At 73.5% G+C, this 22,864-nt stretch carries 22 protein-coding genes; 8 read left to right on the plus strand and 14 right to left on the minus strand.

Annotated elements, in window-relative coordinates:
• Positions 1-23 precede the first annotated feature (23 nt).
• Together ACU436_RS14775 and ACU436_RS14780 are read right to left on the minus strand one after the other, a co-directional pair.
• Positions 24-1,034, minus strand: coding sequence for an acyl-CoA dehydrogenase family protein (locus tag ACU436_RS14775; protein WP_459025515.1), 1,011 nt, complete (start codon positions 1,032-1,034; stop codon positions 24-26).
• Positions 1,031-2,200 carry an acyl-CoA dehydrogenase family protein gene (locus tag ACU436_RS14780; protein ID WP_459025517.1) on the minus strand — a complete coding sequence of 390 codons (1,170 nt, stop codon included), beginning with the start codon at positions 2,198-2,200 and terminating at the stop codon, positions 1,031-1,033. The genes ACU436_RS14775 and ACU436_RS14780 overlap by 4 nt, the downstream gene beginning before the upstream one ends.
• 99 nt (positions 2,201-2,299) lie before the next feature.
• On the opposite strand from ACU436_RS14780, the gene ACU436_RS14785 reads away from it, so the two are divergent.
• On the plus strand, positions 2,300-3,787 hold the full coding sequence (locus ACU436_RS14785; RefSeq protein ID WP_459025519.1) for an NAD-dependent succinate-semialdehyde dehydrogenase: 1,488 nt from the start codon (positions 2,300-2,302) through the stop codon (positions 3,785-3,787).
• Positions 3,788-3,811: 24 nt separating this feature from the next.
• Here ACU436_RS14785 and ACU436_RS14790 read toward each other — a convergent pair whose 3' ends face one another.
• The 5 genes from ACU436_RS14790 to ACU436_RS14810 form a co-directional block, all read right to left on the minus strand.
• Positions 3,812-4,261 carry a hypothetical protein gene (locus ACU436_RS14790; RefSeq protein WP_459025521.1) on the minus strand — a complete coding sequence of 150 codons (450 nt, stop codon included), beginning with the start codon at positions 4,259-4,261 and terminating at the stop codon, positions 3,812-3,814.
• The gene (locus tag ACU436_RS14795) at positions 4,258-6,066 is read right to left on the minus strand and encodes a hypothetical protein (RefSeq protein ID WP_459025522.1); all 1,809 of its coding nucleotides are present in this window, start codon (positions 6,064-6,066) and stop codon (positions 4,258-4,260) included. Before ACU436_RS14795 ends, ACU436_RS14790 begins: the two co-directional genes overlap by 4 nt.
• Before the next feature lie 377 nt (positions 6,067-6,443).
• Positions 6,444-7,910 (minus strand): polysaccharide biosynthesis protein, encoded by a 1,467-nt coding sequence (locus ACU436_RS14800; protein ID WP_459025524.1) that lies wholly within the window; start codon positions 7,908-7,910, stop codon positions 6,444-6,446.
• A 118-nt stretch (positions 7,911-8,028) separates the two neighbouring features.
• Complete coding sequence (locus ACU436_RS14805) at positions 8,029-8,409, minus strand: hypothetical protein (RefSeq protein WP_459025526.1); 381 nt, start codon at positions 8,407-8,409, stop codon at positions 8,029-8,031.
• A 152-nt stretch (positions 8,410-8,561) separates the two neighbouring features.
• A complete protein-coding gene (locus tag ACU436_RS14810) occupies positions 8,562-9,617 on the minus strand; it encodes a glycosyltransferase family 2 protein (protein WP_459025717.1) in 1,056 nt (351 codons plus the stop codon).
• 306 nt (positions 9,618-9,923) lie between these two features.
• Between ACU436_RS14810 and ACU436_RS14815 the strand changes: the two genes are divergently transcribed.
• The 5 genes from ACU436_RS14815 to ACU436_RS14835 all read left to right on the plus strand — a co-directional run bounded on the left by ACU436_RS14815 (position 9,924) and on the right by ACU436_RS14835 (position 14,389).
• On the plus strand, positions 9,924-10,769 hold the full coding sequence (locus ACU436_RS14815; RefSeq protein WP_459025528.1) for a glycosyltransferase family 2 protein: 846 nt from the start codon (positions 9,924-9,926) through the stop codon (positions 10,767-10,769).
• Between the two features lie 985 nt (positions 10,770-11,754).
• A complete protein-coding gene (locus ACU436_RS14820; protein WP_459025530.1) occupies positions 11,755-12,465 on the plus strand; it encodes an energy-coupling factor ABC transporter permease in 711 nt (236 codons plus the stop codon).
• Complete coding sequence (locus ACU436_RS14825) at positions 12,462-12,824, plus strand: PDGLE domain-containing protein (protein ID WP_459025532.1); 363 nt, start codon at positions 12,462-12,464, stop codon at positions 12,822-12,824. Before ACU436_RS14820 ends, ACU436_RS14825 begins: the two co-directional genes overlap by 4 nt.
• A complete protein-coding gene (cbiQ, locus tag ACU436_RS14830; RefSeq protein WP_459025534.1) occupies positions 12,825-13,604 on the plus strand; it encodes a cobalt ECF transporter T component CbiQ in 780 nt (259 codons plus the stop codon).
• Positions 13,605-13,675: 71 nt separating this feature from the next.
• On the plus strand, positions 13,676-14,389 hold the full coding sequence (locus ACU436_RS14835; protein WP_459025719.1) for an energy-coupling factor ABC transporter ATP-binding protein: 714 nt from the start codon (positions 13,676-13,678) through the stop codon (positions 14,387-14,389).
• Here the strand turns inward: ACU436_RS14835 and ACU436_RS14840 are convergent.
• Entirely contained in the window at positions 14,376-14,984 is a 609-nt protein-coding gene (locus tag ACU436_RS14840; RefSeq protein ID WP_459025536.1) for a dihydrofolate reductase family protein, read from the minus strand. The genes ACU436_RS14835 and ACU436_RS14840 overlap by 14 nt on opposite strands.
• 145 nt (positions 14,985-15,129) lie before the next feature.
• Between ACU436_RS14840 and ACU436_RS14845 the strand changes: the two genes are divergently transcribed.
• Positions 15,130-16,137 (plus strand): sigma-70 family RNA polymerase sigma factor, encoded by a 1,008-nt coding sequence (locus ACU436_RS14845; RefSeq protein WP_459025537.1) that lies wholly within the window; start codon positions 15,130-15,132, stop codon positions 16,135-16,137.
• Here the strand turns inward: ACU436_RS14845 and ACU436_RS14850 are convergent.
• The 3 genes from ACU436_RS14850 to ACU436_RS14860 all read right to left on the minus strand — a co-directional run bounded on the left by ACU436_RS14850 (position 16,110) and on the right by ACU436_RS14860 (position 18,857).
• Complete coding sequence (locus ACU436_RS14850) at positions 16,110-17,504, minus strand: SPFH domain-containing protein (RefSeq protein WP_459025539.1); 1,395 nt, start codon at positions 17,502-17,504, stop codon at positions 16,110-16,112. The two genes, ACU436_RS14845 and ACU436_RS14850, sit on opposite strands and share 28 nt — an antisense overlap.
• Before the next feature lie 30 nt (positions 17,505-17,534).
• Positions 17,535-17,969: an NfeD family protein gene (locus ACU436_RS14855; protein WP_459025541.1), complete on the minus strand. Its 435-nt coding sequence runs from the start codon at positions 17,967-17,969 to the stop codon at positions 17,535-17,537.
• 75 nt (positions 17,970-18,044) lie between these two features.
• Positions 18,045-18,857, minus strand: a complete 813-nt coding sequence (locus tag ACU436_RS14860; RefSeq protein ID WP_459025543.1) for a DUF3097 domain-containing protein — start codon at positions 18,855-18,857, stop codon at positions 18,045-18,047.
• A gap of 141 nt (positions 18,858-18,998) precedes the next feature.
• Here ACU436_RS14860 and ACU436_RS14865 point away from each other — a divergent pair, with 141 nt between their 5' ends.
• Positions 18,999-19,826: a hypothetical protein gene (locus tag ACU436_RS14865; RefSeq protein WP_459025545.1), complete on the plus strand. Its 828-nt coding sequence runs from the start codon at positions 18,999-19,001 to the stop codon at positions 19,824-19,826.
• 21 nt (positions 19,827-19,847) lie between these two features.
• On the opposite strand, the gene ACU436_RS14870 is transcribed toward ACU436_RS14865, so the two are convergent.
• The 3 genes from ACU436_RS14870 to ACU436_RS14880 form a co-directional block, all read right to left on the minus strand.
• Positions 19,848-20,975, minus strand: coding sequence for a M20 family metallopeptidase (locus tag ACU436_RS14870; RefSeq protein ID WP_459025546.1), 1,128 nt, complete (start codon positions 20,973-20,975; stop codon positions 19,848-19,850).
• Positions 20,972-22,273 (minus strand): MFS transporter, encoded by a 1,302-nt coding sequence (locus ACU436_RS14875; RefSeq protein ID WP_459025547.1) that lies wholly within the window; start codon positions 22,271-22,273, stop codon positions 20,972-20,974. Before ACU436_RS14875 ends, ACU436_RS14870 begins: the two co-directional genes overlap by 4 nt.
• 81 nt (positions 22,274-22,354) lie before the next feature.
• On the minus strand, positions 22,355-22,855 hold the full coding sequence (locus tag ACU436_RS14880) for a GyrI-like domain-containing protein (protein WP_459025548.1): 501 nt from the start codon (positions 22,853-22,855) through the stop codon (positions 22,355-22,357).
• Positions 22,856-22,864 lie beyond the last annotated feature (9 nt).

A 22,864-nucleotide genomic window follows, 5' to 3' on the forward strand; every position in this document is an offset into this window, starting at 1 on the left:
CCGGGTGTGCGAAGTATCGGGCGCTACGAGCCCGTGATCAGTGGCCAGAGACCGGACGGGCCGGCCGCGAGGACGGTGGCGCCGAGGTCGGCGTTCCACTCCGCGTCGGAGCCGTCCTCCTCCCGCCAGGCCCACAGCCGGGTGGTCCACAGGCGCAGGTCGTGCTCGCGGGTGAAGCCGATCGCGCCGTGCACCTGGTGGGCGATCCGCGCGACCGCACCCGCCGCCTCCCCGGTGCGGGACTTCGCCGACGCGACGGCGAACCGGGTGGACGGCGCCGCGAAGCCCGCGCCGGCGGCCCGGGCCGCGGCGGAGGCGGCGGCCGACGCCGCGGCCACCTCGCCCGCCGCGAGGGCCAGCTGCTGCTGCACCGCCTGGAACCGGCCGATCGGACGGCCGAACTGCACGCGCTCGCCCGCGTAGCGGACGGTGGCGGCCAGCGCCCCGCGCGCGGCGCCGGCGAGCAGCTGCGCACGGCCCAGCGCGGCGCGCAGGCGCAGCTCGGCGGCCACGCCCTCCGGCGCGGCGACGACGGCGGCGAGCCCGTCGACCGTGACCGTGTCGCGCGGCTCCTCGGCCAGGTTGACGCCCTCGGCGATCTCGACCGTGCCCGGATCCAGCAGCACCACGTGGGAGCCCGTCAGCACGACGACGCCGGCGGCGGCCCGCGCCCACGGCACCCGGCGCAGCTCGCCGCGCACCGTCGTGCCGTCCACCTGCAGCGCCCCCGCGGTCGCGGTGAGCGGCCCGTCCGGCAGCGGCACACCCGCGGCGTGCAGCAGCCACCCGCCGAGCAGATCGGTCTCCACCAGAGGCACCCGGGCGGCGTGCGCCCCGGCCTCCGCGAGCACCACGGCGGCGTCCTCGAGGGTGCCCTCGCTGCCGCCGGCATCGGCAGGCAGCGTCAACCGGGCCAGCCCGGTCTCCTCCAGCGTGCGCCAGAGCGCGGCGTCGAACCCCGTGTCGCTCGACGCCGCATCCGCGAAGATCGACTCCGCGAGCTCCTGCAGTTCCGCGTTGATCGACGTGGTCATCGCAGCCCCAGCCCCCTCGCGACGATCCCGCGCAGCACCTCGTTCGTGCCGCCGCGCAACGTGAACCCGGGCGCGTGCAGCACCGCGTCGGCGAGCAGGCGCGCGAACCCGGACTCCGCGCCCGGGTCCGGTGGGATGGCGACCAGGAGCCGCGCCACGTCGATCACCTCGTTCTCGTACCGCGTGCCGAGCTCCTTCACCACGGCGGCGGCCAGCTCGGGCGCCTGCCCCGACTCCAGCGAGCCCGCCACGGCGAGCGACATCCGACGCAGCGTCCACAGCCGCGCCGCCAGCCCGCCGATCTCCCGCTCCGCGCCCGACGACCCGGCCAGCTCGCCGACCAGCGCCACGAGCAGGGGGAACGTCGACAAGAACCGTTCGGGCCCGCTGCGCTCGAACGCCAGCTCGCTGGTGACCTGCTTCCACCCGGCGCCGACCTCGCCGAGCACCATGCCGTCCGGGATGAAGACCCCGTCGAAGACGACCTCGTTGAAGTGGTGGGCGCCGGTGAGCAGCGGGATCGGGCGGATCTGCACGCCGGGCGAGTCGAGCAGCACGACGAACTGCGAGAGCCCGGCATGGCGGTGCTGCTCGTCGCGCGGCTCCGAGCGGGCGAGGGCGAAGAACGCGTGCGCGTGGTGCGCACCCGACGTCCACACCTTCGTGCCGGTGAGCTCCCACCCGCCGTCCACGCGGGTGGCCCGGGTGCGCACGGCGGCGAGGTCCGAGCCGGCGTCGGGCTCGCTCATCCCGATGCCGAAGTACACCTCGCCCTTGGCGATCCCCGGCAGGAACCGCTGCCGCTGCTCCTCGGTGCCGAACCGCAGGAGCGTGGGGCCGATCTGCCGGTCGGCGATCCAGTGCGCGGCCACCGGCGCGCCCGCCGCGAGCAGCTCCTCGGTGACGACGTAGCGGTCCAGCGCCGACCCGCCCTGCCCGCCGTACTCCTTCGGGATCGTCATGCCCAGCCAGCCGCGGCGGCCCAGCTCCCGGGAGAAGCGCTCGTCCCAGCCGGAGAGCCACACGTCCGGACGCGGTGTCCACCGCCCGGCCGCCCGTTCCTCCGCGAGGAACGCCCGGACCTCGGCGCGCAGGGCCGCCGTGCTGGGCGGCAGCTCGGTGGGCGGTGGCACGAGGTCGGGCAGGCGGTGCAGCGTCGCAGTCACCGGCCCATCCTCTGTCATCACGCGGACGGGCACCGAGTGGCACGCCCCACACGGGGACGATGGCTGCGCCGCCAGGTCAGGGGTGGCAGCATCGCGGCCATGACGAACGCCACCACCAGCAGCTCCAGCGACGAGGCCCGGGTGGTCGACGCCGTTCCCACCGGCCTGTTCATCGGAGGGACGTGGCGCCCGGCCGCATCCGGGCGCACCCTCGCCGTCGACGACCCGGCCACGGGCAAGGCGCTGTGCGAGGTGGCCGATGCCGGGCCCGAGGACGGCATGGAGGCGCTCGCGGCGGCCGCGGCGGCACAGCCGTCGTTCGCCGCCATTCCGCCGCGGGACCGCGGGGAGATCCTGCGCCGGGCCTACGAACTGCTCATGGAGCGCATCGACGACCTCGCGCTGCTGATGACCCTCGAGATGGGCAAGCCGCTCGCCGAGAGCCGCGGCGAGATCACCTACGCCGCCGAGTTCTTCCGCTGGTTCGCGGAGGAGGCGGTGCGCATCGACGGCGGCTACGCGGTGGCGCCGAACGGCGCGAGCCGCTTCCTCGTGCAGAAGCAGCCGGTCGGGGTGTGCGTGCTCATCACTCCCTGGAACTTCCCCATGGCGATGGGCACCCGCAAGATCGGTCCCGCGATCGCGGCCGGCTGCACGATGGTGATGAAGCCCGCGCAGCAGACCCCGCTCTCGATGCACGCGCTCGCCGCGATCCTCGCCGAGGCCGGCCTGCCCGCCGGTGTCCTGAACCTCGTCACCACCTCCGACGCGGGCGGTGTCATGGAGCCCCTGATCCGCGACGGCCGGGCGCGCAAGCTGTCGTTCACCGGGTCGACTGCCGTCGGGAAGAAGCTCCTGGAGCAGTGCTCGGAGAAGGTGCTGCGCACGTCGATGGAGCTCGGTGGCAACGCCCCGTTCCTCGTCTTCGACGACGCCGACCTCGACAATGCCGTCGAGGGCGCGATGCTCGCCAAGATGCGCAACATGGGCGAGGCGTGCACGGCGGCCAACCGCTTCCTCGTGCAGCGCGGCGTGGCCGAGGAGTTCGCCCGCCGCCTCACCGAGCGGATGGGTGGGCTCGTCGTGGGCCGCGGCACCGAGGACGGCGTGCAGGTGGGCCCGCTCGTCGACGCGAAGGGCCGGGACAAGGTCGTCGAGCTCGTGCGCGACGCGGTCGGCCGCGGCGCCCGGGTGCACGTCGGCGGCGAGACCGGTGACGGCCCCGGGTACTTCTACCGCCCCACCGTGCTGTCCGGCGTGCCCCTCGAAGCACGCCTGACCTCCGAGGAGATCTTCGGCCCGGTCGCCGCGATCAGCGTGTTCGACGACGAGGACGAGGCGCTCGCCGCCGCGAACGACACCGAGTACGGCCTGGTCAGCTACCTGTACACGGAGAACGTGACGCGGGCACTGCGCGTGTCGGAGCGGTTGGAGGCCGGGATGATCGGGCTCAACACCGGGCTCGTGTCGAACCCGGCCGCCCCGTTCGGCGGCATCAAGGAGTCCGGTCTCGGCCGCGAGGGTGGCTCCGTCGGCATCGACGAGTTCCTCGAGACCAAGTACGTGGCCATCGGCTTCGGGGGCTGAGGCGACTTCTCAGGGGGCTGCATCTCAGGGACCGGCGGGCGCTGCGCCTGCCGGTCCCCCCTGTGCCGGCGGCGCACCCGGTCCCAGGTTGTCCGGCCCCGGGTTGTCCGGCGCGGCCCCACCCGGCCCGGCGGGCGCGTTCGGGTCGGCGGGAGCCCCGGGCTGGTCGGGCTGGTCGTCCGGGTCGGCCACGGCCTGGTCCGCGTTGCTGTCGTCGCCGATCACGGTCACGAACGTCTCGGGGTCGGTCCGGGTGACGATGGCCTGGACGAGCAGGACGCCGCCCTGCATCGCCATGAGCCCGACCAGCCCGACGAGGGCGAGGGCGGTGGCCCCGTTCAGCAGCCGTACCCGCGCCGACTTGCGGTAGTGCCGCGCCGCCGTGGTCTCCACCGCCCACGCCCGCATGCCCATCAGGACGAGCAGGAGCAGCACGGCGCCCCAGACGAGGAGGTCCAGCCGGGGGTCGATCACGGCGTACCTCCCGGCTCGACCTTGCGGAGCACGACGTCGAAGCCGTTCTGGTAGGTGATCACGTACTCACCGGTCGCGACGATCTGCTGCACGGCGTCGAGCGACCACCCCGGCGGCATGAGCTTGAGGTCGCGCCCGTACGCCTCCGTGGACTCGAACGAGACGATCACGTCCGGATCCTGCTTGTCGACGCAGAGGACCGGGTCGTCGGCCAGGTCCGAGCAGCCCTCGATCGAGTTGCCGCGGCTGTGGGTGTCGATGCCGTCGACGGCGTAGGGACCGACGCCGCTGATCAGCGGCACCACCTCGAGCCCTGGCGGCGTGGTGGCGTACACCTCGCGTGCCATCGCCACCTCCTCCGGGTAGACGACCATGTACGACTCGTTGCCGCCCCGGATCAGGATGAGCGAGCCGAACAGCGCCGCCATGCCGACGGCGAGCACCTTCTCCATGCCGCGCTTCTTGCGCGCGACCCAGCGCAGCGCGTCGGCGCCGAGGATCGAGAGGATCGGCAGGCCGAACAGCACGATGCGCAGGAACACCTCGCTGCCGTAGCCCTGCGCGGCGAAGGCCATGGGCACCGCGGCCAGTGCGATCGGGGTGAGGTCGCGCCTGCGCCGCCAGTACACCCAGGCGCCGACGATCGCGAGCAGCCAGGTGAGACCCGGGACGAGGATGCGCAGCACCTTGACGACCTTCTGCCCCATGTCGCCGGCCAGCCGGTCCGCGACCCCCGCCTCGAGCGCGTCCCCCGCGTTGCCCGACCCGATGATCATGTCGAGCTGGTTGAGCCAGAAGTCGCGGCCCGCGATGAGGATGTACACGACCACAGCCATGATCCCGATCAGCACGAGGCCGCGGCCGCGGAACCGGCCGACGATCGCGAGCACCGCCAGCTGACCGATGATCGCGAACGGGGTGAGCTGGTGCTCCGGCGCCACCGCGATGATGCACAGCGCGGCGCAGAAGTAGATCAGCAGCAGTTGTCGTGGGGGCAGCGTCGGCCGGTTCGGTGGGGTCAGGGCGGCCACGAGCCAGCGCCGTGGCAGCGCCAACCGCTTCGCGTCGGGGTGCGGCTTCGGCCAGCCGGGCACGCCCGCGGCGTCGGTGCGGCGGGTGGCCAGCGGGCCCAGCGCGAACACCAGCGGCGTCAGCATCAGCACGATGGCGGTGGCCTGCGGGGAGAAGTAGTCCTGCTCGATCCAGTTCAGGCCGAGGAACAGCCACGCCGCGGCCCACGGGGCGCGGTGGCCCCCGAGCATGGAGCGGGCGAGCGCGTAGATCCCGATCGCCCAGACACCGACGATGACGGGCGGGAACCAGCGCAGCACCTCGTCCAGCTGGGTAGCACCGGCGGCGTCGCGGAACCACGCCCACTGCGCGAAGAACGCGGGCCAGTAGAAGCGGGCGTCGTAGCCCTCGACGACCCGTCCGTCGCCGGCCATCGCGTCGACGAACCCGGAGATCAGCCACGCCGTGGAGAACCGGGCGGCCGGTTCGACGACCGACGGTATGCCGTACGAGCAGAGGATCAGCACGGCGGTGGCGGTGCCGAGCATCGGGATCCGCGGCCGCGGCGACCACAGCTCGCTGGCGCAGGCCGCGACGGCGCACAGCATCGACGCCCACGCCGCCGGGCCGAGGACCTTGGCCAGGCCCCACCCGTCGAGCGAGGAGAGGTCGGTGGTGGCCGCGGCGATCGGCAGCAGGGCCACCGCCGCGAGCGCCAGGGCCGGCGAGAGCCACCGGTAGATGCCGATCGACGGCGGCGCGGGCGGCGGGGCGGGCGGCTGTTGCCGTTGCACGGGCAACGCGGTGGTGCGCGGGTCGTTGGCGGCCGCCGGGACGGCGGCGGGCGAAGGGTTCGCGGGGCGGCTCGGGCGGGGAGCCGACGGTCGCGGTGCCGGCCGTGCGGGCGGACCGGACGGGCGTGCGGCCGCCGGCCCCGGATTCGGTCCGGGGTTCGGCCCCGGGCGCCGTCCTTCCTGAGGACCCGGCGTGGGCCGGCCGGGCTGGGCGGATTGCGCGGGGCGCGGCCCGTCCGGGCGTGGCTCGGGGTGTGCCTGCGGCCGGGGGCCTGGTGTGCTGTCGGTCCGGGGCCCGGGTGGCGGGGGGCGCCGGCCCGGCGGAGCCGGAGGCGTGCGGCCGCGGCCGGGAGCCCCGCCACCACGGTCGGTCGATGTCACGGTGCACGCACCTCCACGTCGGTCCGGCGCGCCGCCGGGATGACGAGCACAGCGGCCGCGCAGGCCACCTGGACGATGATGTAGCCGATCGCCGCGAGCCGCAGCTCGGCGACGCCTCCGGCGGTGCCGGGCAGGGCGATCGCGACGGCCAGCACGAGCACGGCGCTGAACAGCTGGAGCCGGTCGAAGCTCACCCCGCCGTCGAGGGCCTGCCGCACGCCGAGCTCGTGCGTGACGACGAGCCGGAACGCCAGTCCGAGCAGCATGAGCCTGAGCAGGTCGCCTGCCTCGGCGTAGGCCGGGCCGAACGCGGCCAGGAGCGGGCCGGCGAGCGCGGCGCCGAACGCGATCAGCGGAAGGAACACGACGAGCAACCGCCTGCGGGCCCGCGCGACCAGTTCGGCGGTGCGTCCCGGTTCGCGGGCCACGGCCCCGGAGAGGGCGTGCACGGTGTACGCCGCTCCGAGGTCGACGAGCACGAAGACCTGCCATGCGACGAAGAACGCCGCACCGGTCTCGGGCCCGAACCGCACGGTGACCACCATCGGGACCAGCTGGTAGAGCAGGGCGGTGCCGACCAGTGAGATCGCGGCGGGCGCGACGAGGGGTCCGTCCGCGCCCGACCGGCGGACCAGCACCGGGACGGCGGCGAGCCCGAGCACGGCCGCGACGGCGATCGGGCCGAGCCAGGACAGCACCACCCCGAAGGCGCCGAACCCGGCCACCGCGCAGAGGGCGACGAGCGCGCCGATCTGCACCGCCGCGAGGAGCGCGCTGCGCCAGATCACCCAACGCGGCCTCCCGGCCGCGGCGAGCACGACGTCGTGCGCGGCGACGATCCCCCCGCCCACGCATCCGATCGCCACGACCACCAGCCCGGGAACCGGCACGGCACCCGGCCCGGTGCCGGCGGCGGCGATCCGCGGCACCACCAGGCCGCATCCCAGGCCGACCAGCGCGGCCGGCGGCACGACCAGCAGCGGCGCCATCCAGGCGACGCGCGCGGGCCGCTGCCGGCGCATCGGCCGGATCGCCACCGGGGCGAGCGTGGCGACGAGGAGGAACACCGACACCACGAGCTGCGCGTCGCCGAGGACCGCCACCGGCACGAGGTGCGCCGCCACGAGCCAGCCGACCAGGCCCCCGGCCGATCCGAGCAGGGCGCTCAGGGCCAGGGCGTGGCTGCCGGACACCGGGCTCGCGGGCCCGACGACCGGGATGTCGACGGTGTCGACGTCGTCGTAGGTGTCGTCGTCGTGGGTGTCGCCGCTGTGGGTGTCGGTCTCGGGTTCGGCCGGCCCGTCCGCCGGCATCACCGGTATGCGCTGGGTCTCCGGGGACTCCGCGACGACCAGCTGGAGCTCCTCGGTACGCGCACGGGACGCATCGAGGACGACGGTGGGCGGGTCCGCCCGGGGGTCGGGGTGGGTACGACCGAAGTGGTCGGGTCGTACGACCGCCACCTCCAGGACGACGTTCCCCGCTGAGCTCGATGTCGGGGCGCTCGGTGTCGGGTGCCGACGGCTCACGACACCGCGACCCGCAGCGGCCCGGCCGCGGCCGTTCTCGTCATGTCCCTCGTCACTGGGCCACCACCGCGTGTCGGAGCAGGAACGGAACGCTGGCGGCCGTGATCGCGTACAGCGCCAGATCGGGCCGCCAGAACGCCGCGTTGACCATGATCTGGCCGATCAGCAGCGTGACGGCCACGCCGACGCCGACGGTGAGCAGCCACACGTGCGCGGCCGGGGCCCGCCGCAGGAAGCCCGCGGCGGCCCAGCCAGGGCCCAGGACCAGGAACGCGATGGTGACGACGAACCTGATGTCGCCGAGGACGCCGCCGACGGTGCCTAGCGCGTTGAAGACGCACGCGGTGACGCCGAAGATGACGAGGACCAGAGCCACGTAGCGCCGTGCGACACGCGCGCGCGTCAGCACCGCGTTCGAGGCTGGCATGGTCACCGTCTTGCTCCGTTCGTCACCTCGCCACGGCCCCTCCCGGCGCGGCGCAACCGCACGTGCTCCACCGGAGGCGCGGGAGCACCCGACCGACCGGCAAGTCTAGTCGGGTGACCCTGAGAAGAAGCCCGGCGCCCCCGGCGGGCAGCCCCTGATCAGGAGGCCTCCTCCTCGAGGGCGAGGCGCAGGCTCACCCCGTCGCGCGTGTCACGCACGGGACCCTCGACCCGAGGCTGGCTCTCGACCCGGGCCTGCGGCAGCGGGCGCCGCTCCACGGGCTCGGCCTGCACGTTCGCGTCGCCGGAGGTCTGGCCGTTGACCTGTGCGCCGCGCGCACCGTTCACCGGCGGCGTGGAGCCGGCGGGCGGAGTGGGGGTCACCGGCTGCGGTGCGGGCGGCACCACCGGGATGCCCCCGACCGGCGTGAGCGCGCGAGCCTCCTCCTCGACCTGCACCCGCTCGGCCCGCCCGCGCGACGCCCGCCGCCGCTCGGCGGCGAGGGTGCGCAGCACGCGGGTGCCGTCGGCGAACGTGCGGAGGTTGGTCTGGCCGAAGATCCGCTCACGCTCCATCGACGGCACTTCGGTGATCTTCAGGCCGGCGGCGGCGACCCGGCAGTTGAGCACCGTCTCGATCTCGAACCCGTCACCCCAGAGCATGGTGCCGTCGGCCGGTGCGGGCGTGTCGATCGGCGGCAGGTCGAGCACGGCGAGGATGTCGGCCCAGAAGGCGTTGTAGCCGTAGCAGAGGTCGGTGTACGCGGTGCCGAACAGCGCGTTGGCCACGCCGTTGAGACCCGCATTGCCCGACTTGCGCAGGAGGGTGATGTCGTCGCTGCCCCCACCGCGGACGAACCGGCTCCCCTTCGCGAAGTCCGCCCCGTTGATCAGCGCCCGGACGAACGCCGGGATCTCGGCGGGATCGGCCGACCCGTCGGCGTCGAACATGACGATGACGTCCCCTGTTGCGGCCGCGAAGCCGCACGCCATCGCGTTGCCCTTACCCTTGCGCGTCTGCGAAATGACCTTGACCCAGGGCAGGACCCGCTGAGCGGTCTCGATCGTCCCGTCGACGGAGTTCCCGTCAACGATGATGATCTCGTGCACCGCCGGCCGCACCGCCGCGATCGCCGGCAGCACGACCTCCAGGTTCCTCGCCTCGTTCCGGGTCGGCACCACCACGGAGACCCGCGGGTTGCCGTTCCGCTGCATCACCTTTCTCCCCCCCACCGCGTCAGCGGCGTGCTCGCGCCCGTCAGATCGTTGCCCGTAGCCACCGCCGGAGACGTTCGTCATCACTGGCCTTATCTCCACGAGCCCCCGTCGCGTTACGTCACGCATCTGCGACGGGGAGCCCTGCTTTCGGCGACTCTCCGCTACTGCTCGGCCGGGGCGGTTCTGGTGCTGCGGGCGCACTCTACGGATGAGATCGCCTCCGCGCCTCCTCGGGTACCTCGTCCGCGCGAACCGTGAGGGAGGCCGCCGGGACCCCGCAGGCGGGAGCGGTACCGTCGAGCCGTGCTGTCGGTTCCCAGCGTCTCGGTCTGCCTGCCGGTCTACAACGGCGAGCCATTCCTCGGCGAGACGTTGCGCAGCGTCCTCGACCAGAGCTACCGGGATTTCGAGCTCGTCGTGCTCGACAACGGCAGCACCGACCAGAGCGGCCAGATCGCCCGCTCCTTCGGGGACCCGCGCATCCGGATCGAACGCAACCGGGAGACGCTGCCGCAGGCCGACAACTGGAACCGGATCGTCGAGCTCGCCCGGGGGCCGCTGATCAAGGTCGTCTGCGCCGACGACCTGCTCCACCCCCGCTGCCTGGAGCTGCAGGTCGCGCCGATGGACTCCGATCCCGGACTCGCGGTCGTCGCCGCGCGCCGGCACATGATCGACGAGCAGAGCCGGGTGATCGTGCCGCGGCGCGGCCTGAAGGGCCTGATCGGCGTCCACACCGGCGTGGAGGTGGCCCGCCGCGTGGTGCGCAGCGGCGCCAACCCGATCGGCGAGTCCAACAACGTCCTGTTCCGGCGCGACGACTTCTTCACCGTCGGCGGCTGGAAGACCGACCGCCCCAACGTCATGGACATCGACCTGTGGCTGCGGTTGCTGCAGCTGGGCGACTTCCTCGGCCTTCCCGAGACGCTCGCGGCGTTCCGCATCGCGAGCGACAGCATCTCCTCGCACAGCGACGAGGACCTCTACGCGCAGCAACGCATGCTGATCGAGGAGATCGGCGATTCGCCGTACTTCCAGGTACGCGGCATCGACCTCGCCGTCGGTCGCATGCTCGCCCCGGCGGGGCGGGCGCGCCGGCGCGCGCTCTACACCCTTTCGAAGGTCACCGGCCGCGGAAAGGCCGCGTAGCGCGTGATGGTGCCCGGCGCAGCGTGGCCGGTGGGCGCCGTTCGGGGTCACGTTCCGGGTGTCGGGCCGGCCGGTGGTGGCCCGGTGCTGTCGGCGCGAAGTGCCGTGCCGGCCGACGGGCGGCCTGGAGTGACCCGAAAATGGGGTTGATCAGCGGATACGGGACCTGGCGTGCATGTGTGAGCGTGATGTCCCGATCCCGCCGATCACGGCCCGCTGGGTGTCGACCTCGGGGTTGTTCCTGGAGGATGCCCGGGTGTCTGGGGAGTGCAGGGTGGGCCGGCGGGACCACCGCAGGTCGAGTAGCCGCCAGCAGCGGCGGTCTCGTCGGGACTGGCGTGCCGGCAGGTCGGGGACGGCTGCCCCGGTGACCCCGGGGGGACGGTGGTGGCGCCAACCGGATCACCGCGCCGGGTGAGGTCGGGTCCGGACGGGAGTGGCCGCGCCCAGGGCCGGGTCGACGGGGTGGGTCGGGCTACGAGCCGGGTACGGCGCGCCCACCGGCAGCCGATCCCGTGGCGAGGCAGCCCTGACCGCCGGGCGCCGGTCACGTTCATGATCCGCGGTATCGGTTGGCCATGGCTGCGGCCACAGCCATGGACAACCGATACCTGCGATCTTCCCCGTCAAGATCCGAGGTATCGGGTGCTCATGGTCGTGTGGACAGCCATGGGCAACCGATACTTCGGATCTTGCCCCGCGGATCGACGGGCATCGGCCCCAAGGCCGTGTGTGCGGGCCCCGTCCAGCCGATCAGGGCCGCTCGGATGAGCTGCCGCGCAGTTGGGCCGGCGACCCGACACCGACACAGTGGCCGAGCCGGCCACTACCGGCGCCGACCAGCAACACGATCACGACCTACCGCTGCAGCACCAGGCGCGAGTTGCCTGTCGCACATCATTTGCGACTGCCGCTTTCCCGCGTCTGCGTCTAGCCTGGGTCGGTCACCCGAACCGGGTGCGCACAGCTGCGCGAAGGAGGTCGCATGGTCTCCCAGGCACCCCTGGCCATGCACATGAGCGACGGGCTCGTCAACGCCCCCACCGCGGTGGGGTTCGGGCTCGTCGCGATCGTCGGCCTGGCGATCGCGGTGCAGCGGGCCCGGGCCGACCTCGACGATCGCACGGCCCCCATGGCCGGCCTCGTCACCGCGTTCGTCTTCGCCGTCCAGATGATCAACTTTCCGATCCTGCCCGGCGCCAGCGGCCACCTGCTCGGCGGAGCGATGGTGGCGATCCTGGTCGGCCCGTGGGTCGGGTCGATCTGCATCGCCATCGTGCTCGTCGTGCAGGCGCTCCTCTTCGCCGACGGCGGCCTCTCGACGCTCGGCACCAACATCGTCAACATGGCGCTGGTCGGTGTGCTCGTCGGCCACGTGGTGGCCACCGCGATGCGCCCGATCGCCCGCCGCAGCCGCGCCGGGCTGGTCACCACCGCGTTCGTCGCCGCGTTCGTCAACACGGTCGTCGCGTCCCTCGCCTTCGTGCTGGAGTACGCGATCGGCGGGGCGGGCGGGGCGTCGCTGGGCACCGTCGCCGCGCTCATGATCGGCCTGCACGCGCTGATCGGCGTCGGCGAGGGGATCATCACGGCCGCCACGGTCGGCGCCGTGGCCGCCGTGCGCCCCGACCTCATATACCTGCTGCGCGGCCGCCGGTCCCCGCTCGAGGTCCGCGGCGCCGGGGAGCCGGCATGAACGCCCCGGCCGGTAACCGGAAGGCGGCGGGGTTCTTCCTCGGCTTCCTCGTGGTCGCGCTGCTGGTGGCGGGCGGGCTGTCCTATTTCGCGAGCTCCGACCCCGACGGCCTCGACTCCGTCACCCGGTCGGGCTGCGACGTCGTCGAGACCGACGCGGGCGAGCAACTCCAGGGCACGTGCATCGCGCAGCACGCCACCGACAGCGCCGTGGCCGGCAGCCCGCTGGCCGACTACGCCGTCGGGGGCGCCGAGGGCTCGGTCGGGCTGGCCGGTGTGATCGGCGTCCTGGTCACGCTGGTGCTCGCGGGCGGGCTGTTCTGGCTGCTGCGCCGCCGCTCCGGCACCGGGGAACGCTGAGTGGGCGCGGGGCACGCGCACCCGCTGTACCTTCCGGGGAGCTCACCGATCCACCGGCTCCCGGCCGAGGTGAAGATCGTCGCGGCCATCGCGGTCGTGCTGTGCGTGGTGGCCACCCCGCGGGAGGCGTTCCCGGCGTTCGGCGGCTACCTGCTGCTGCTCGCCACCGTCTGGGCGGTCGCACGGATCCCACCGGGCTGGATCGCGCGCCGCGCGCTCATCGAGGCGCCGTTCGTCGTGCTCGCGGTGCTGCTGCCGATCACGGGCGGCGCGCCGTACGTCGAGTGGCCCCAGATCGGGCAGCTCGGCCTCACGCTGTCGGAGCCCGGGCTGCTGGGCGCGTGGAACATCCTCGTGAAGGGCACCCTCGGCGTGCTCACCTCGCTCACGCTCGCCGCCACCACCCCGTTGCGCGACCTGCTCCTCGGGCTGCAACGGCTGCACGCGCCCGCCATCGTCGTCACGATCGCCACGCTGATGCTGCGCTACGTCGACGTGATCGTCGACGAGGCCCGCCGGATGCGGCTCGCCCGCATCTCCCGCGGGCACGACCCCCGGTTCCTCTGGCAGGCCGGTGCTACGGCCCGTGGCGTCGGGTCGCTCTTCGTCCGCTCGTACGAGCGGGGCGAGCGGGTGCACCTCGCGATGCTGTCGCGCGGCTGGACCGGGCGGATGCCGCACCTGTCGCAGCACCGCACGAGCCGGCGGCAGTGGCTCGCCGGGCTCTCCCCCGTCCCCGTCGCGCTCGTCCTGGCGACCACGGGGTGGCTGCTGACGTGAGCACCGCCGACACCAACACCGCCGGCCGGCCCGTCGACGCCGCGGAACCCGGTCCCCCGCCGTCGCTCGAGGTGCGGGGGCTCGCCTTCGCCTACCCGGACGGGCACCAGGCCCTGTACGGCGTCGACCTGACGGTCCGCAGGGGCGAACGGGTGGCCCTGCTCGGCCCGAACGGCGCCGGCAAGACCACGCTGGTGCTGCACCTCAACGGCATCCTCGCCCCCGGCCGCGGTTCGGTGGCCGTGGCCGGGCTCCCGGTGGAGAAGCAGCACCTGCGCGAGATCCGCAGGCGCGTCGGCATCGTCTTCCAGGACCCGGACGACCAGCTGTTCCTGCCGACCGTCGGCGAGGACGTCGCGTTCGGCCCGGCGAACTTCGGGGTGGGCGGCGCCGACCTCGACGTGAGGGTCGACACCGCGCTCGACGCCGTCGGGATGCGCGAGCACCGCGACCGCTCGCCGCTGCACCTGTCCGGTGGGCAGCGCAGGCGGGTGGCGCTGGCCACCGTGCTGGCGTGCGAGCCGGAGATCCTCGTGCTGGACGAGCCGTCCACCAACCTGGACCCGGTGGCCCGGCGCGAGCTGGCCGAGGTGCTGCTCGGGCTGGAGCCGACGATGCTCATGGTCACCCACGACCTGCCCTACGCCCTTCAGCTGTGCCCGCGCAGCGTGGTGCTGGACGACGGCGTCGTGGTGGCCGACGGCCCGACGCGGGACCTCCTCCGCGACGCCGATCTGCTGCGCCGCCACCGCCTCGAGCTGCCCTACGGGTTCAGCCCGCGCTGACCCTGCCCGCCCGTCCGGCCGCGCCGACGGGCTCGTACGCGAGGAGGGCGATGTTCTCTCCGACGACGCGGGTGCCGATCAGGCGCATCGGCTTCACGGCGCCGGTCGCGCCGAACAGGCGCTCGCCCGCCCCGACCACGAACGGGTAGGTCATCAGCCGCACCTCGTCGACGAGGTCGTGCTCGATCAGCGTCGGCACGAGGCCGCCGCTGGCGTAGACGACGATCTCCCCGTTCACGCTCCCGCGCAGCGCCGAGACCTCGCTCACCGCGTCGCCCTTCAGGACCTTGCAGTTGCTCCAGGCGGCCGCGTCGTCGAGGGTGGTGGACACGACGTACTTGGGGAGCTCGTTGAACCGGTCCGCCAGCTGCCCGGTGCGGGACGGGTACCGCGCGGCGAAGAACTCGTAGCTCCGTCGACCCAGCAGCACCGCCTCGGCGCCCCGCATCTCGGCCAGCAGCACGTCGGCCCACTCGGCGCGGTCCCGGCCGCCGATCCAGGTGAACCAGTCGCCACGGCCGGTGCCCTCGTCGCCCCTCGGGTCCTGGATGACCCCGTCGAGCGAGACGTTCTCGCTGACAACGATCTTTCCCATGTCACTTCTCCTTCGATCGCGGTGCCACCGATGGAGAAACCGCGACGCCGGGAAAGTGGGCGGTCCCCGACCGCCCAGTTCGTCCATCGGCCGGTGTCCGTACACGATGGAACCGTCACGTGGTGCGGGAAGAGGTGACGCGAGGGTGGCGACCGGGGATCCGACGCGGGCGCGGGCCGGGGACGGCGCCGCGTTCCGGGAGCTGACCGAACCGCACCACAGGGAGCTGCTGGTGCACTGCTACCGGATGCTGGGGTCGTTCCAGGACGCCGAGGACGCGCTCCAGGAGACGCTGCTGGCGGCGTGGCAGGGCCTCGACGGGTTCCAGGAACGCGCATCGGTCCGCACCTGGCTCTACCGGATCGCCACCAACCGCTGCCTCAACGCGCGTCGGGCCGCGAGCCGCCGCCCGGCCGTGGAGTGGGACGTGCCCGACGTCGTACCGCCCGAGCCGACCCGGCTCGGCGAGGTCGCCTGGCTCGAGCCGTACCCCGACGTCCATCTCGGAGGCCCGGAGGCCCGCTACGAGCAGACCGAATCGATCTCCCTGGCCTTCGTGACCGCCCTGCAGCTCCTGCCGCCCCGGCAGCTCGCCGTGCTCGTCCTGCGCGACGTCCTCGGGTTCCGGGCCGCCGAGGTCGCCGGGATGCTGGACTCGACCCTCGACTCGGTCAACAGCGCCCTCAAGCGGGCCCGCGCAGGCCTGGACCGCAGGCTCGCACCGGTCGCCGGCCCGCCTCCCGGCCCCGGTTCACCCACCGAGGACGCGGTCGTGGCGAGGTTCGTCCGCGCATGGGAGTCGGCCGACGTCGACGCCCTGGTGACCCTGCTGACCGACGACGCCTTCGTCGCGATGCCGCCGGTGCCCTTCGAGTACCAGGGCCGCGACGTCGTCGTCCGCTTCTGCGCCGGCATCTTCCGCGCGGGCCGCAGGTTCGACCTCGTGGCCACCCGGGCGAACGGGCAGCCGGCGTTCGGCGCCTACCTGCGCGGATCCGACGGCGTCAGCCACGGCACCGGTGTCTACGTCCTCGCCCTCACCGGTGACCGGATCCACGGCATGACCCGCTTCGACGACAGCGTCCTGCCGTCGTTCGGGTTGCCGCGATCGCTCCCGGGCCGGCCCTACTGCTGCGGCGGAGGGGTGGGGTAGCCCGGGCGCGGGCCACCGCCGTTGCCCCGGTCGTCCGGGACCTGCGGGATCCCCCGCGGCGGGGTCGGTGCGGAGCTCTCCGGTGTGGGGGCAGGCGTGGGCGACGGCGGCCGGGCGGCCGACTGCGGACGTCCCTCGCGGGGCGGGGCCGGGGCAAGGGCGGGGCGGTCCGCCTCCGGGGCGGGGCCGGCCGGGGAAGGCCGCGCCGCGGGTGCCGGGGACGAGGTGGGCGTCGGCGTCTCGGGGATGGGCGCGCCGATCGGCGGCACCTCCGCGCGGGCCTGCGCCTCGGCGTCGGCGACGACCTTCGCGATCTCCGGGTCGGTCCTGGTCTCGAACCAGTGCTGGATGGCGTCCTCGTCGTAGTTCGGCTTGACGGCGTCATCGACGGCGCTGGGCTCGAACCGGAAGACGCCGTCCTCGCCGGGCGCGCCCAGCATGCGGGTGAACCCCTCGAGTGCCTTGCCGAAGTCGGACGGCACGAGCCAGACCTTGTTGGCCTCACCCTGCGCCATCTGCGGCAGCGTCTGCAGGTACTGGTAGGCCAGCAGCTCCGGCGTCGGCTTGCCGGACTTGATGGCCGCGAACACCGTCTCGATGGCCTTGGCCTCGCCCTGGGACTGCAGCGCCTGCGCCGCCCGCTCACCCTCGGCCCGCAGGATGCGCGACTGGCGATCGGCCTCCGCGTTCATGATGGCGGCCTGCTTGGCACCCTCCGCGGTGAGGATCTGGCTCTGCTTCTGACCCTCGGCGCTGCGGATGGCCGACTCCCGCTGGCCCTCGGCGGTGAGGATCATCGCCCGCTTCTCGCGGTCGGCCTTCATCTGCCGTTCCATCGACTCCTGGATCGACGCCGGCGGGTCGATGGCCTTGATCTCGACGCGCCCGACCCGGATGCCCCAGCGTCCGGTGGCCTCGTCCAGCTCGCCGCGCAGGACGGTGTTGATCTGGTCCCGGGACGTGAGCGTGCCCTCGAGGGTCATCCCGCCGACGACGTTGCGCAGCGTCGTGGTGGTGATCTGCTCGACGCCGGTGATGTAGTCGGAGATCTCGTAGACGGCGGCCTTCGGGTCGGTCACCTGGAAGTAGACGACGGTGTCGATGTTCACCGTCAGGTTGTCCTGGGTGATCACCGGCTGCGGCGGGAACGAGACCACCTGCTCGCGCAGGTCGATCCGCTCGCGCACCTTGTCGATGAACGGCACCAGGAACGCCAGGCCCGGCTCCGCGGTGCCCTTGTACCGGCCCAGCCGTTCGATCACGGCGGCCGTGGCCTGCGGGATGATCTGCACCGCCTTGACCAGCGACACGACCACGAGCAACACCAACAGCACCACGACGATCAGCAAAACGGAACCTTCGGTCACGGCTACCCCCTCTCGGAGCAGGTCAGATAGTCAGTCCTGTGCGACGACCACCGCGGTGGCGCCGGAGATGCTCAGCACGGTGACCCGGGCGCCGGGCTCGATCGCATGGTGTCCGTCGCTCGTACGCGCCGACCACAGATCGCCGCCGATCTTCACCCGGCCACCGTGCTCGTCGACCCTAGCCACCACGATCGCCGTGCTCCCCAGCAACGCCTGGTGGTGCATCACGGCCGGATCGATGCCGCGGTCGAGGCGCCTGCGCAGCGCCGGTCGCACCGCGAAGAGCAGCAGCACCGACACGACGGCGAACACGACGCCACCGACCACCGGACCCGCGAGCAGCAGCGACGCCCCGCCGGCGGCGAGCGCACCCCCACCGAGCATCAGCAGCACGAACTCACCGGACAGCAACTCCGCCACGACCAGCAGGACGCCGACGATGAGCCAGATCACGGCGGCCGTCATGCCCGCAGATCCTGCCAGATCCACCCGGCCGAGTGATCAGCTGAGGTCAGGCCGTTACGAATCGGGCATCACGGGTCAAGCGGTCACGAAGTCGATGAGCCGCTCGACCGCGCCGATCAGCGGCGTCTCCAGGTCCCGGTAGCTGCGGACGGCCCCGAGCACGCGACGCGCGCCGTCGGCGGGTTCGCCCCACCTCAGGGCGCGGCAGACCCCGGTCTTCCAGTCGGTCCCCCGCGGCACCTGCGGCCACTGCCTGATCCCCACGACCGACGGCTTCACCGCCTCCCACACGTCGACGTAGGGGTGGCCGGTGACGAGGACGTGCGGGCCGGCGACGGCGGCGGCCGCGCGTGTCTCCTTCGACCCCTCCACGAGGTGGTCGACGAGCACGCCGAGGCGTCGCTGGGGCCCCGGCTCGAACTCGGCGACGGCGGCGGCGAGGTCGTCCATGCCGTGCATCGGCTCCACCACCACACCCTCGACCCGCAGGTCGTGGCCCCACACGCGCTCGACGAGCTCGGCGTCGTGCAGGCCCTCCACCCAGATCCGGGCCGCCCGCGCGGTGCGGGCGGTGTGGCCCTGCACGCGCACCGACCCCGACGCCGAACGGGCGGGCGCCACCGGGGTGCGCGCGGGCGCCACGAGCGTGGCGGGTGCGCCCTCGTGAAGGAACGCCGCCGGCCGCAGCGGGAAGACCCGCCGGCCGCCGTCGCGGTCCTCGAGGGTGACGCCATGCGCGTCCACCGCGACGACGGCACCGCAGAACCCGCTCGCCGGGTCCTCGACGACGAGGCCCCGCTCGGCCGGGACCTCCGGGATCTGCTTGCGCGTCCGGATCCTCGTCCCGTCGGCGGCGAAGGCCCCTCGGTAGTCGTGCGCACGGCTCACACGCACGTTCTACCGGGCCCGGGAACCATCGCCCGAGCGCGACACGCCGGGTCACCGCGCGTGAGCTGCGGCAACGGAGCGTGCGCACGTTCACCCCGAGGCGGCAGTGCTCCCGCACTCGGACGTGGATAGCCTGACGCTGTGCCCTGCCCCTCCGCCACCTTCACCGTGTGGGCCTCGGCCTGGCTGGTGGGCGCCGCCGCGCCCGACGACGTCCTCGACGCGCTCGCGCCGTGGGCGGACGCGCACGACGCCCAAGCCGCCGACTCGGCCACGGCACAACTGACCAGCCTGCCCGCGCCGGGGCGGCCGGTGAGCTCGTTGACGTTCCTGCTGGCGGCGCTGCGGCGCGCCACGGCCGGCCGGGGTGCGGCCGGACCGGCGCGCCTGGTGCTGCCGGCGCCCGGTGACGTGCGGGGGCTGCCCGGCCCCGGGGTGTTCAGCACCGCCGCCACGACGGCGGGCGAGGGAGTGCTCTTCCCGGAGACCGGCTCCGACGACGTGTCGGGTCTGGGCATCGTGCCCACCACCGTGGCCGAGGGTGTGCTGCGGTGGACCGTCTACCCGGTGGTCGAGCCCGGCCCGCCGCCGGAGTTCGTCGCGCTGAGCCATGCGGAGCGCGACCTGCGCGACCAGGTGCGGCAGTCGGCCTCGGTCCTCACCTCGCTCGGTGTCGCCCGGCACCGTCCCGGGGTCCGGGAGGAGATCGCGGCCGCCCTGCGCGCCCGGCCGGCGTCGCTGTGGCCCGCGGGCATGCCGCCACAGGCCCTGCGCGTCCTGCAGCACGCCGACGAGGTGGAGGCGATCCTCGCGGCCGCCCAGATCGACGAGCCGGGCGGCGCGATCTCCGCATCCGCCGCCACCGCGCGCCGTGAGGCCCTGCGCCCGATCGAGACGGCGGTGCGGGTGGCCCGCCGCGCCGCGGTGGCCGAGGCCGTCCGGGTGCTGGCGATCAGCCCCCTGGTCTGACGCACCCGCGGCTCACCCCGGTCAGGCCGGGGCGCACCACCGTTCGAGCAGCTCCCGGTACACCGCCACGGCCTGCTCCACCCGGCCGGCGAGGCAGTACTCGTCCACCACGTGGCACTGCGCAGGCTCGCCGGGGCCGAGCACGACGGTCGGGGCCGGCGAGCCGTCGGCCCCGAGCACGCCCGCCAGGACGGACGCGTCGGTGAAGAACCGCGCGGGCGGAGCCACGGTGTCGGGGGCGCCCACGGCCTGCAGCGCCGAGCGGACCATCCCGACGAACGGCTCGTCGGGCCCGGTGTCCAGCGGCGGCAGCACGACGTGGTCGGCCACGTCCACCCGCTCCCCCGCGAGCAGGCCCACCTGAGCGCGCAGCTGCCCGGCGTCCACGCCCGGCACGGTGCGGATGTCCAGCATCAGCTCCGCGGCGTCCGGCACCACGTTCGGGGCGACGCCGCCGCGCAGCACGCCGACGTTCGCGGTGACCGGCCCGAAGCGGTCGTCGCGGGGCCAGCCCGCGTGGTCGTGCAGCGCCACCGCGGCCCGCGCGAGCCGGACCACGGCGTTGTCGCCCAGCTCGGGCGCGGAGCCGTGCGCGGCGCGTCCGGTGGTGCGCAGCCGCATCCAGTGGGCGCCCTTGTGGGCGACCACGAGCGCGCCCGCCGTCGGCTCGGCGACGACGAGCGGGCCGCCGCGGGCCATGGCGTCACGACCGGACGCGTCCAGGCCGACCAGGCCGGTGCAGCCGGTCTCCTCGCCCGCGGTCAGGACGAGCTGCACCCCCCGGCACGAGTGGGGCCGGGCGATGTGCTCGACCGTCGCGACCACCGCGGCGGCCACTCCGGACTTCATGTCGCTCGCGCCGCGGCCGACCACCTTGTCCCCGTCGCGTTCGGCCGCCCACGGGTCCACGGACCAGTCGTCGGGCTGGACGGGCACGGTGTCGAGGTGACCGGTGAACGTGAGGGGCGGCCCGCCGGCGCCCGGCGTGCGCGCGACGAGCTGCTCCCGATCCGGCGCCCAGGCGAGCAGCTGCGTGTCGAGCCCGGCCTTCTCGACCAGGGCCGCGCAGTGCCGGGCCGCGGCCCCCTCGCCGCCGCCGACCGTCCGGAACCGGATCAGCTCCCCCAGCAGGTCGAGGGCGCCCGTCACCGCAGCACCTGACCCCGGGTCTCGGGCAGGGTGAGGATCACGGCGAACGCGATCACGGCACCCGCCGCGACGTACCAGAAGAACACCTGCGCAAGGCCCACCCCGGACAGGGCCTGGATCACGAGCGGGGCGGTGCCGCCGAACATCGCGACTGTGAGGTTGTACCAGGCGCCGATGCCGAGCCCGCGCAGCTCCGTGGGGAAGAGCTCGCTCATGATCGCGGGAGCGATCGAGGTCATCGCGGTGTAGAGCCCCAGCCCCACGACGAAGACGACGAGCAGGTTCCAGAACCCGGGCCCGATCAACGAGGACAGCGGCACGATCAGCACGGCCGTCGCGGCCGACCAGACCAGCAGCTGCGGCTTGCGCCCGAACCGGTCCGACAGCACGCCCATCGGGTACTGCAGCGCCACGAAGATCGCGGTCGCGATCGACAGCGCCCAGAACACCTCACTGGCGTCGGCGCCCCGTGACGTCACCGCGAACGGGGTGAGCGCGGAGAAGAACGTGTAGTAGCACAGCGTCGAGAGCAGCGTGAACGCGATGAGCTGCCCGACGGCCTTCGGGTGGTCGCGCAGCGTGGTCAACAGCGGGTGCTGAACCTGCTGGGCCTTGGCCTTGTTCTCCTCGAACTGCTCGGTCTCGGGCATCGCCCGGCGCAGCCACAGGCCGATGATGCCCAGCACGCCGCCGATGATGAACGGGATGCGCCAGCCGTACGTGGCCAGCTCCTCCTTGGTCAGCAGCTCCGTGAGCAGGGCGCCGAGCAGCGACGCGATCAGCACCGACCCGCCGGTGGAGATGTAGAAGAACGCCGAGTAGCGGCCGCGCCTGTCCGGCGGGGCGATCTCGCCGAGGTAGGCCGAGGCGTTGGAGACCTCCCCGCCCAGCGACATGCCCTGCCCGATGCGCGCGAGCAGCAGCAGGATCGGCGCGAGCCAGCCCACCATGCCGAAGGTCGGCAGGATGCCGATGATGAACGACCCGCCGGCCATCAGCACGATCGTCAGCAGCATCGCCGTGCGCCGGCCCCGCAGGTCGGCGAACCGGCCCAGCAGCCAGCCGCCGAGCGGCCGGAAGAAGAACGCGAGCGCGTACGTGGCGAGCGTGCTGAGCAGCGCGAGGGCCGCGTTCTCCTTCGGGAAGATCTGCGTGGCGAAGAAGATGCTGAACGTCGCGTAGATCGTCCAGTCGTACCACTCGATGGCGTTCCCGATCGACGCCGCGAACAGCGTCCGGACCGGCAGCCGGTGTGGCGGCGCATCCTTGGCGATGGACGGCGTCGATGGGTCGGACACGGCTGACTCCCGGGGCGTGGTGACGGACGGTGAGGCGACATTAAGCCACTCGAGCGCCGCCGTCACCCGAGAGCGCAGCCCTCAGTCCGCAAGGCGGAAGGCGAGCTCGGTCTCCCACGTGCTCGGGTCCGGCTGCTCGGCCGGGTTCGTGAGCAGGAGCTCCAGCCGGCACCCCCATCGGGTTCCACGCTCGGTCTCGGTGGCGTCCCAGGTCAGGCCGCGTGCCGCGGCCTCGTCGAGGAGAGCTCCGGTGACGGCGATCAGCTCGTCCGGGTGCCCGGTGTGCGTGACCGTGGCGTACCGGCCGGCCGGCAGCACACCCGCGAGGACGTCGCCGTCGCTGTCGCTGTCGACTGGCGCCGTGACCGGCACGCCCGCCTCGACGTCGAGCTCCCGCTCCATGTCGATCACGAGGTACCGGAAGAACGGCGCACCGGCCGGGGCGACCCCACGCTCCGCGAGCCACCCGAACACCCCGGGAAGGCGGTCGGCGACCTCGGGGAAGGTCTGCACGGTGATCGTGCGCCGGACCGCCACGTACGGCTGCGCGGCTCGTTCCTCGATGACCAGATCGGTTCCCATGACCGGCAG

Source organism: Pseudonocardia wallangbongensis, assembly GCF_054486945.1.

Bases quoted from the DNA above. Each gene is read 5' to 3' on its own strand.
- ACU436_RS14775 (WP_459025515.1), bottom strand. From the start codon at position 1,034: ATGACCACGTCGATCAACGCGGAACTGCAGGAGCTCGCGGAGTCGATC.
- ACU436_RS14840 (WP_459025536.1), bottom strand. From the start codon at position 14,984: ATGGGAAAGATCGTTGTCAGCGAGAACGTCTCGCTCGACGGGGTCATC.
- ACU436_RS14880 (WP_459025548.1), bottom strand. From the start codon at position 22,855: ATGGGAACCGATCTGGTCATCGAGGAACGAGCCGCGCAGCCGTACGTG.
- ACU436_RS14820 (WP_459025530.1), top strand. From the start codon at position 11,755: ATGGTCTCCCAGGCACCCCTGGCCATGCACATGAGCGACGGGCTCGTC.
- ACU436_RS14855 (WP_459025541.1), bottom strand. From the start codon at position 17,969: ATGACGGCCGCCGTGATCTGGCTCATCGTCGGCGTCCTGCTGGTCGTG.
- ACU436_RS14810 (WP_459025717.1), bottom strand. From the start codon at position 9,617: ATGCAGCGGAACGGCAACCCGCGGGTCTCCGTGGTGGTGCCGACCCGG.
- ACU436_RS14825 (WP_459025532.1), top strand. From the start codon at position 12,462: ATGAACGCCCCGGCCGGTAACCGGAAGGCGGCGGGGTTCTTCCTCGGC.
- ACU436_RS14785 (WP_459025519.1), top strand. From the start codon at position 2,300: ATGACGAACGCCACCACCAGCAGCTCCAGCGACGAGGCCCGGGTGGTC.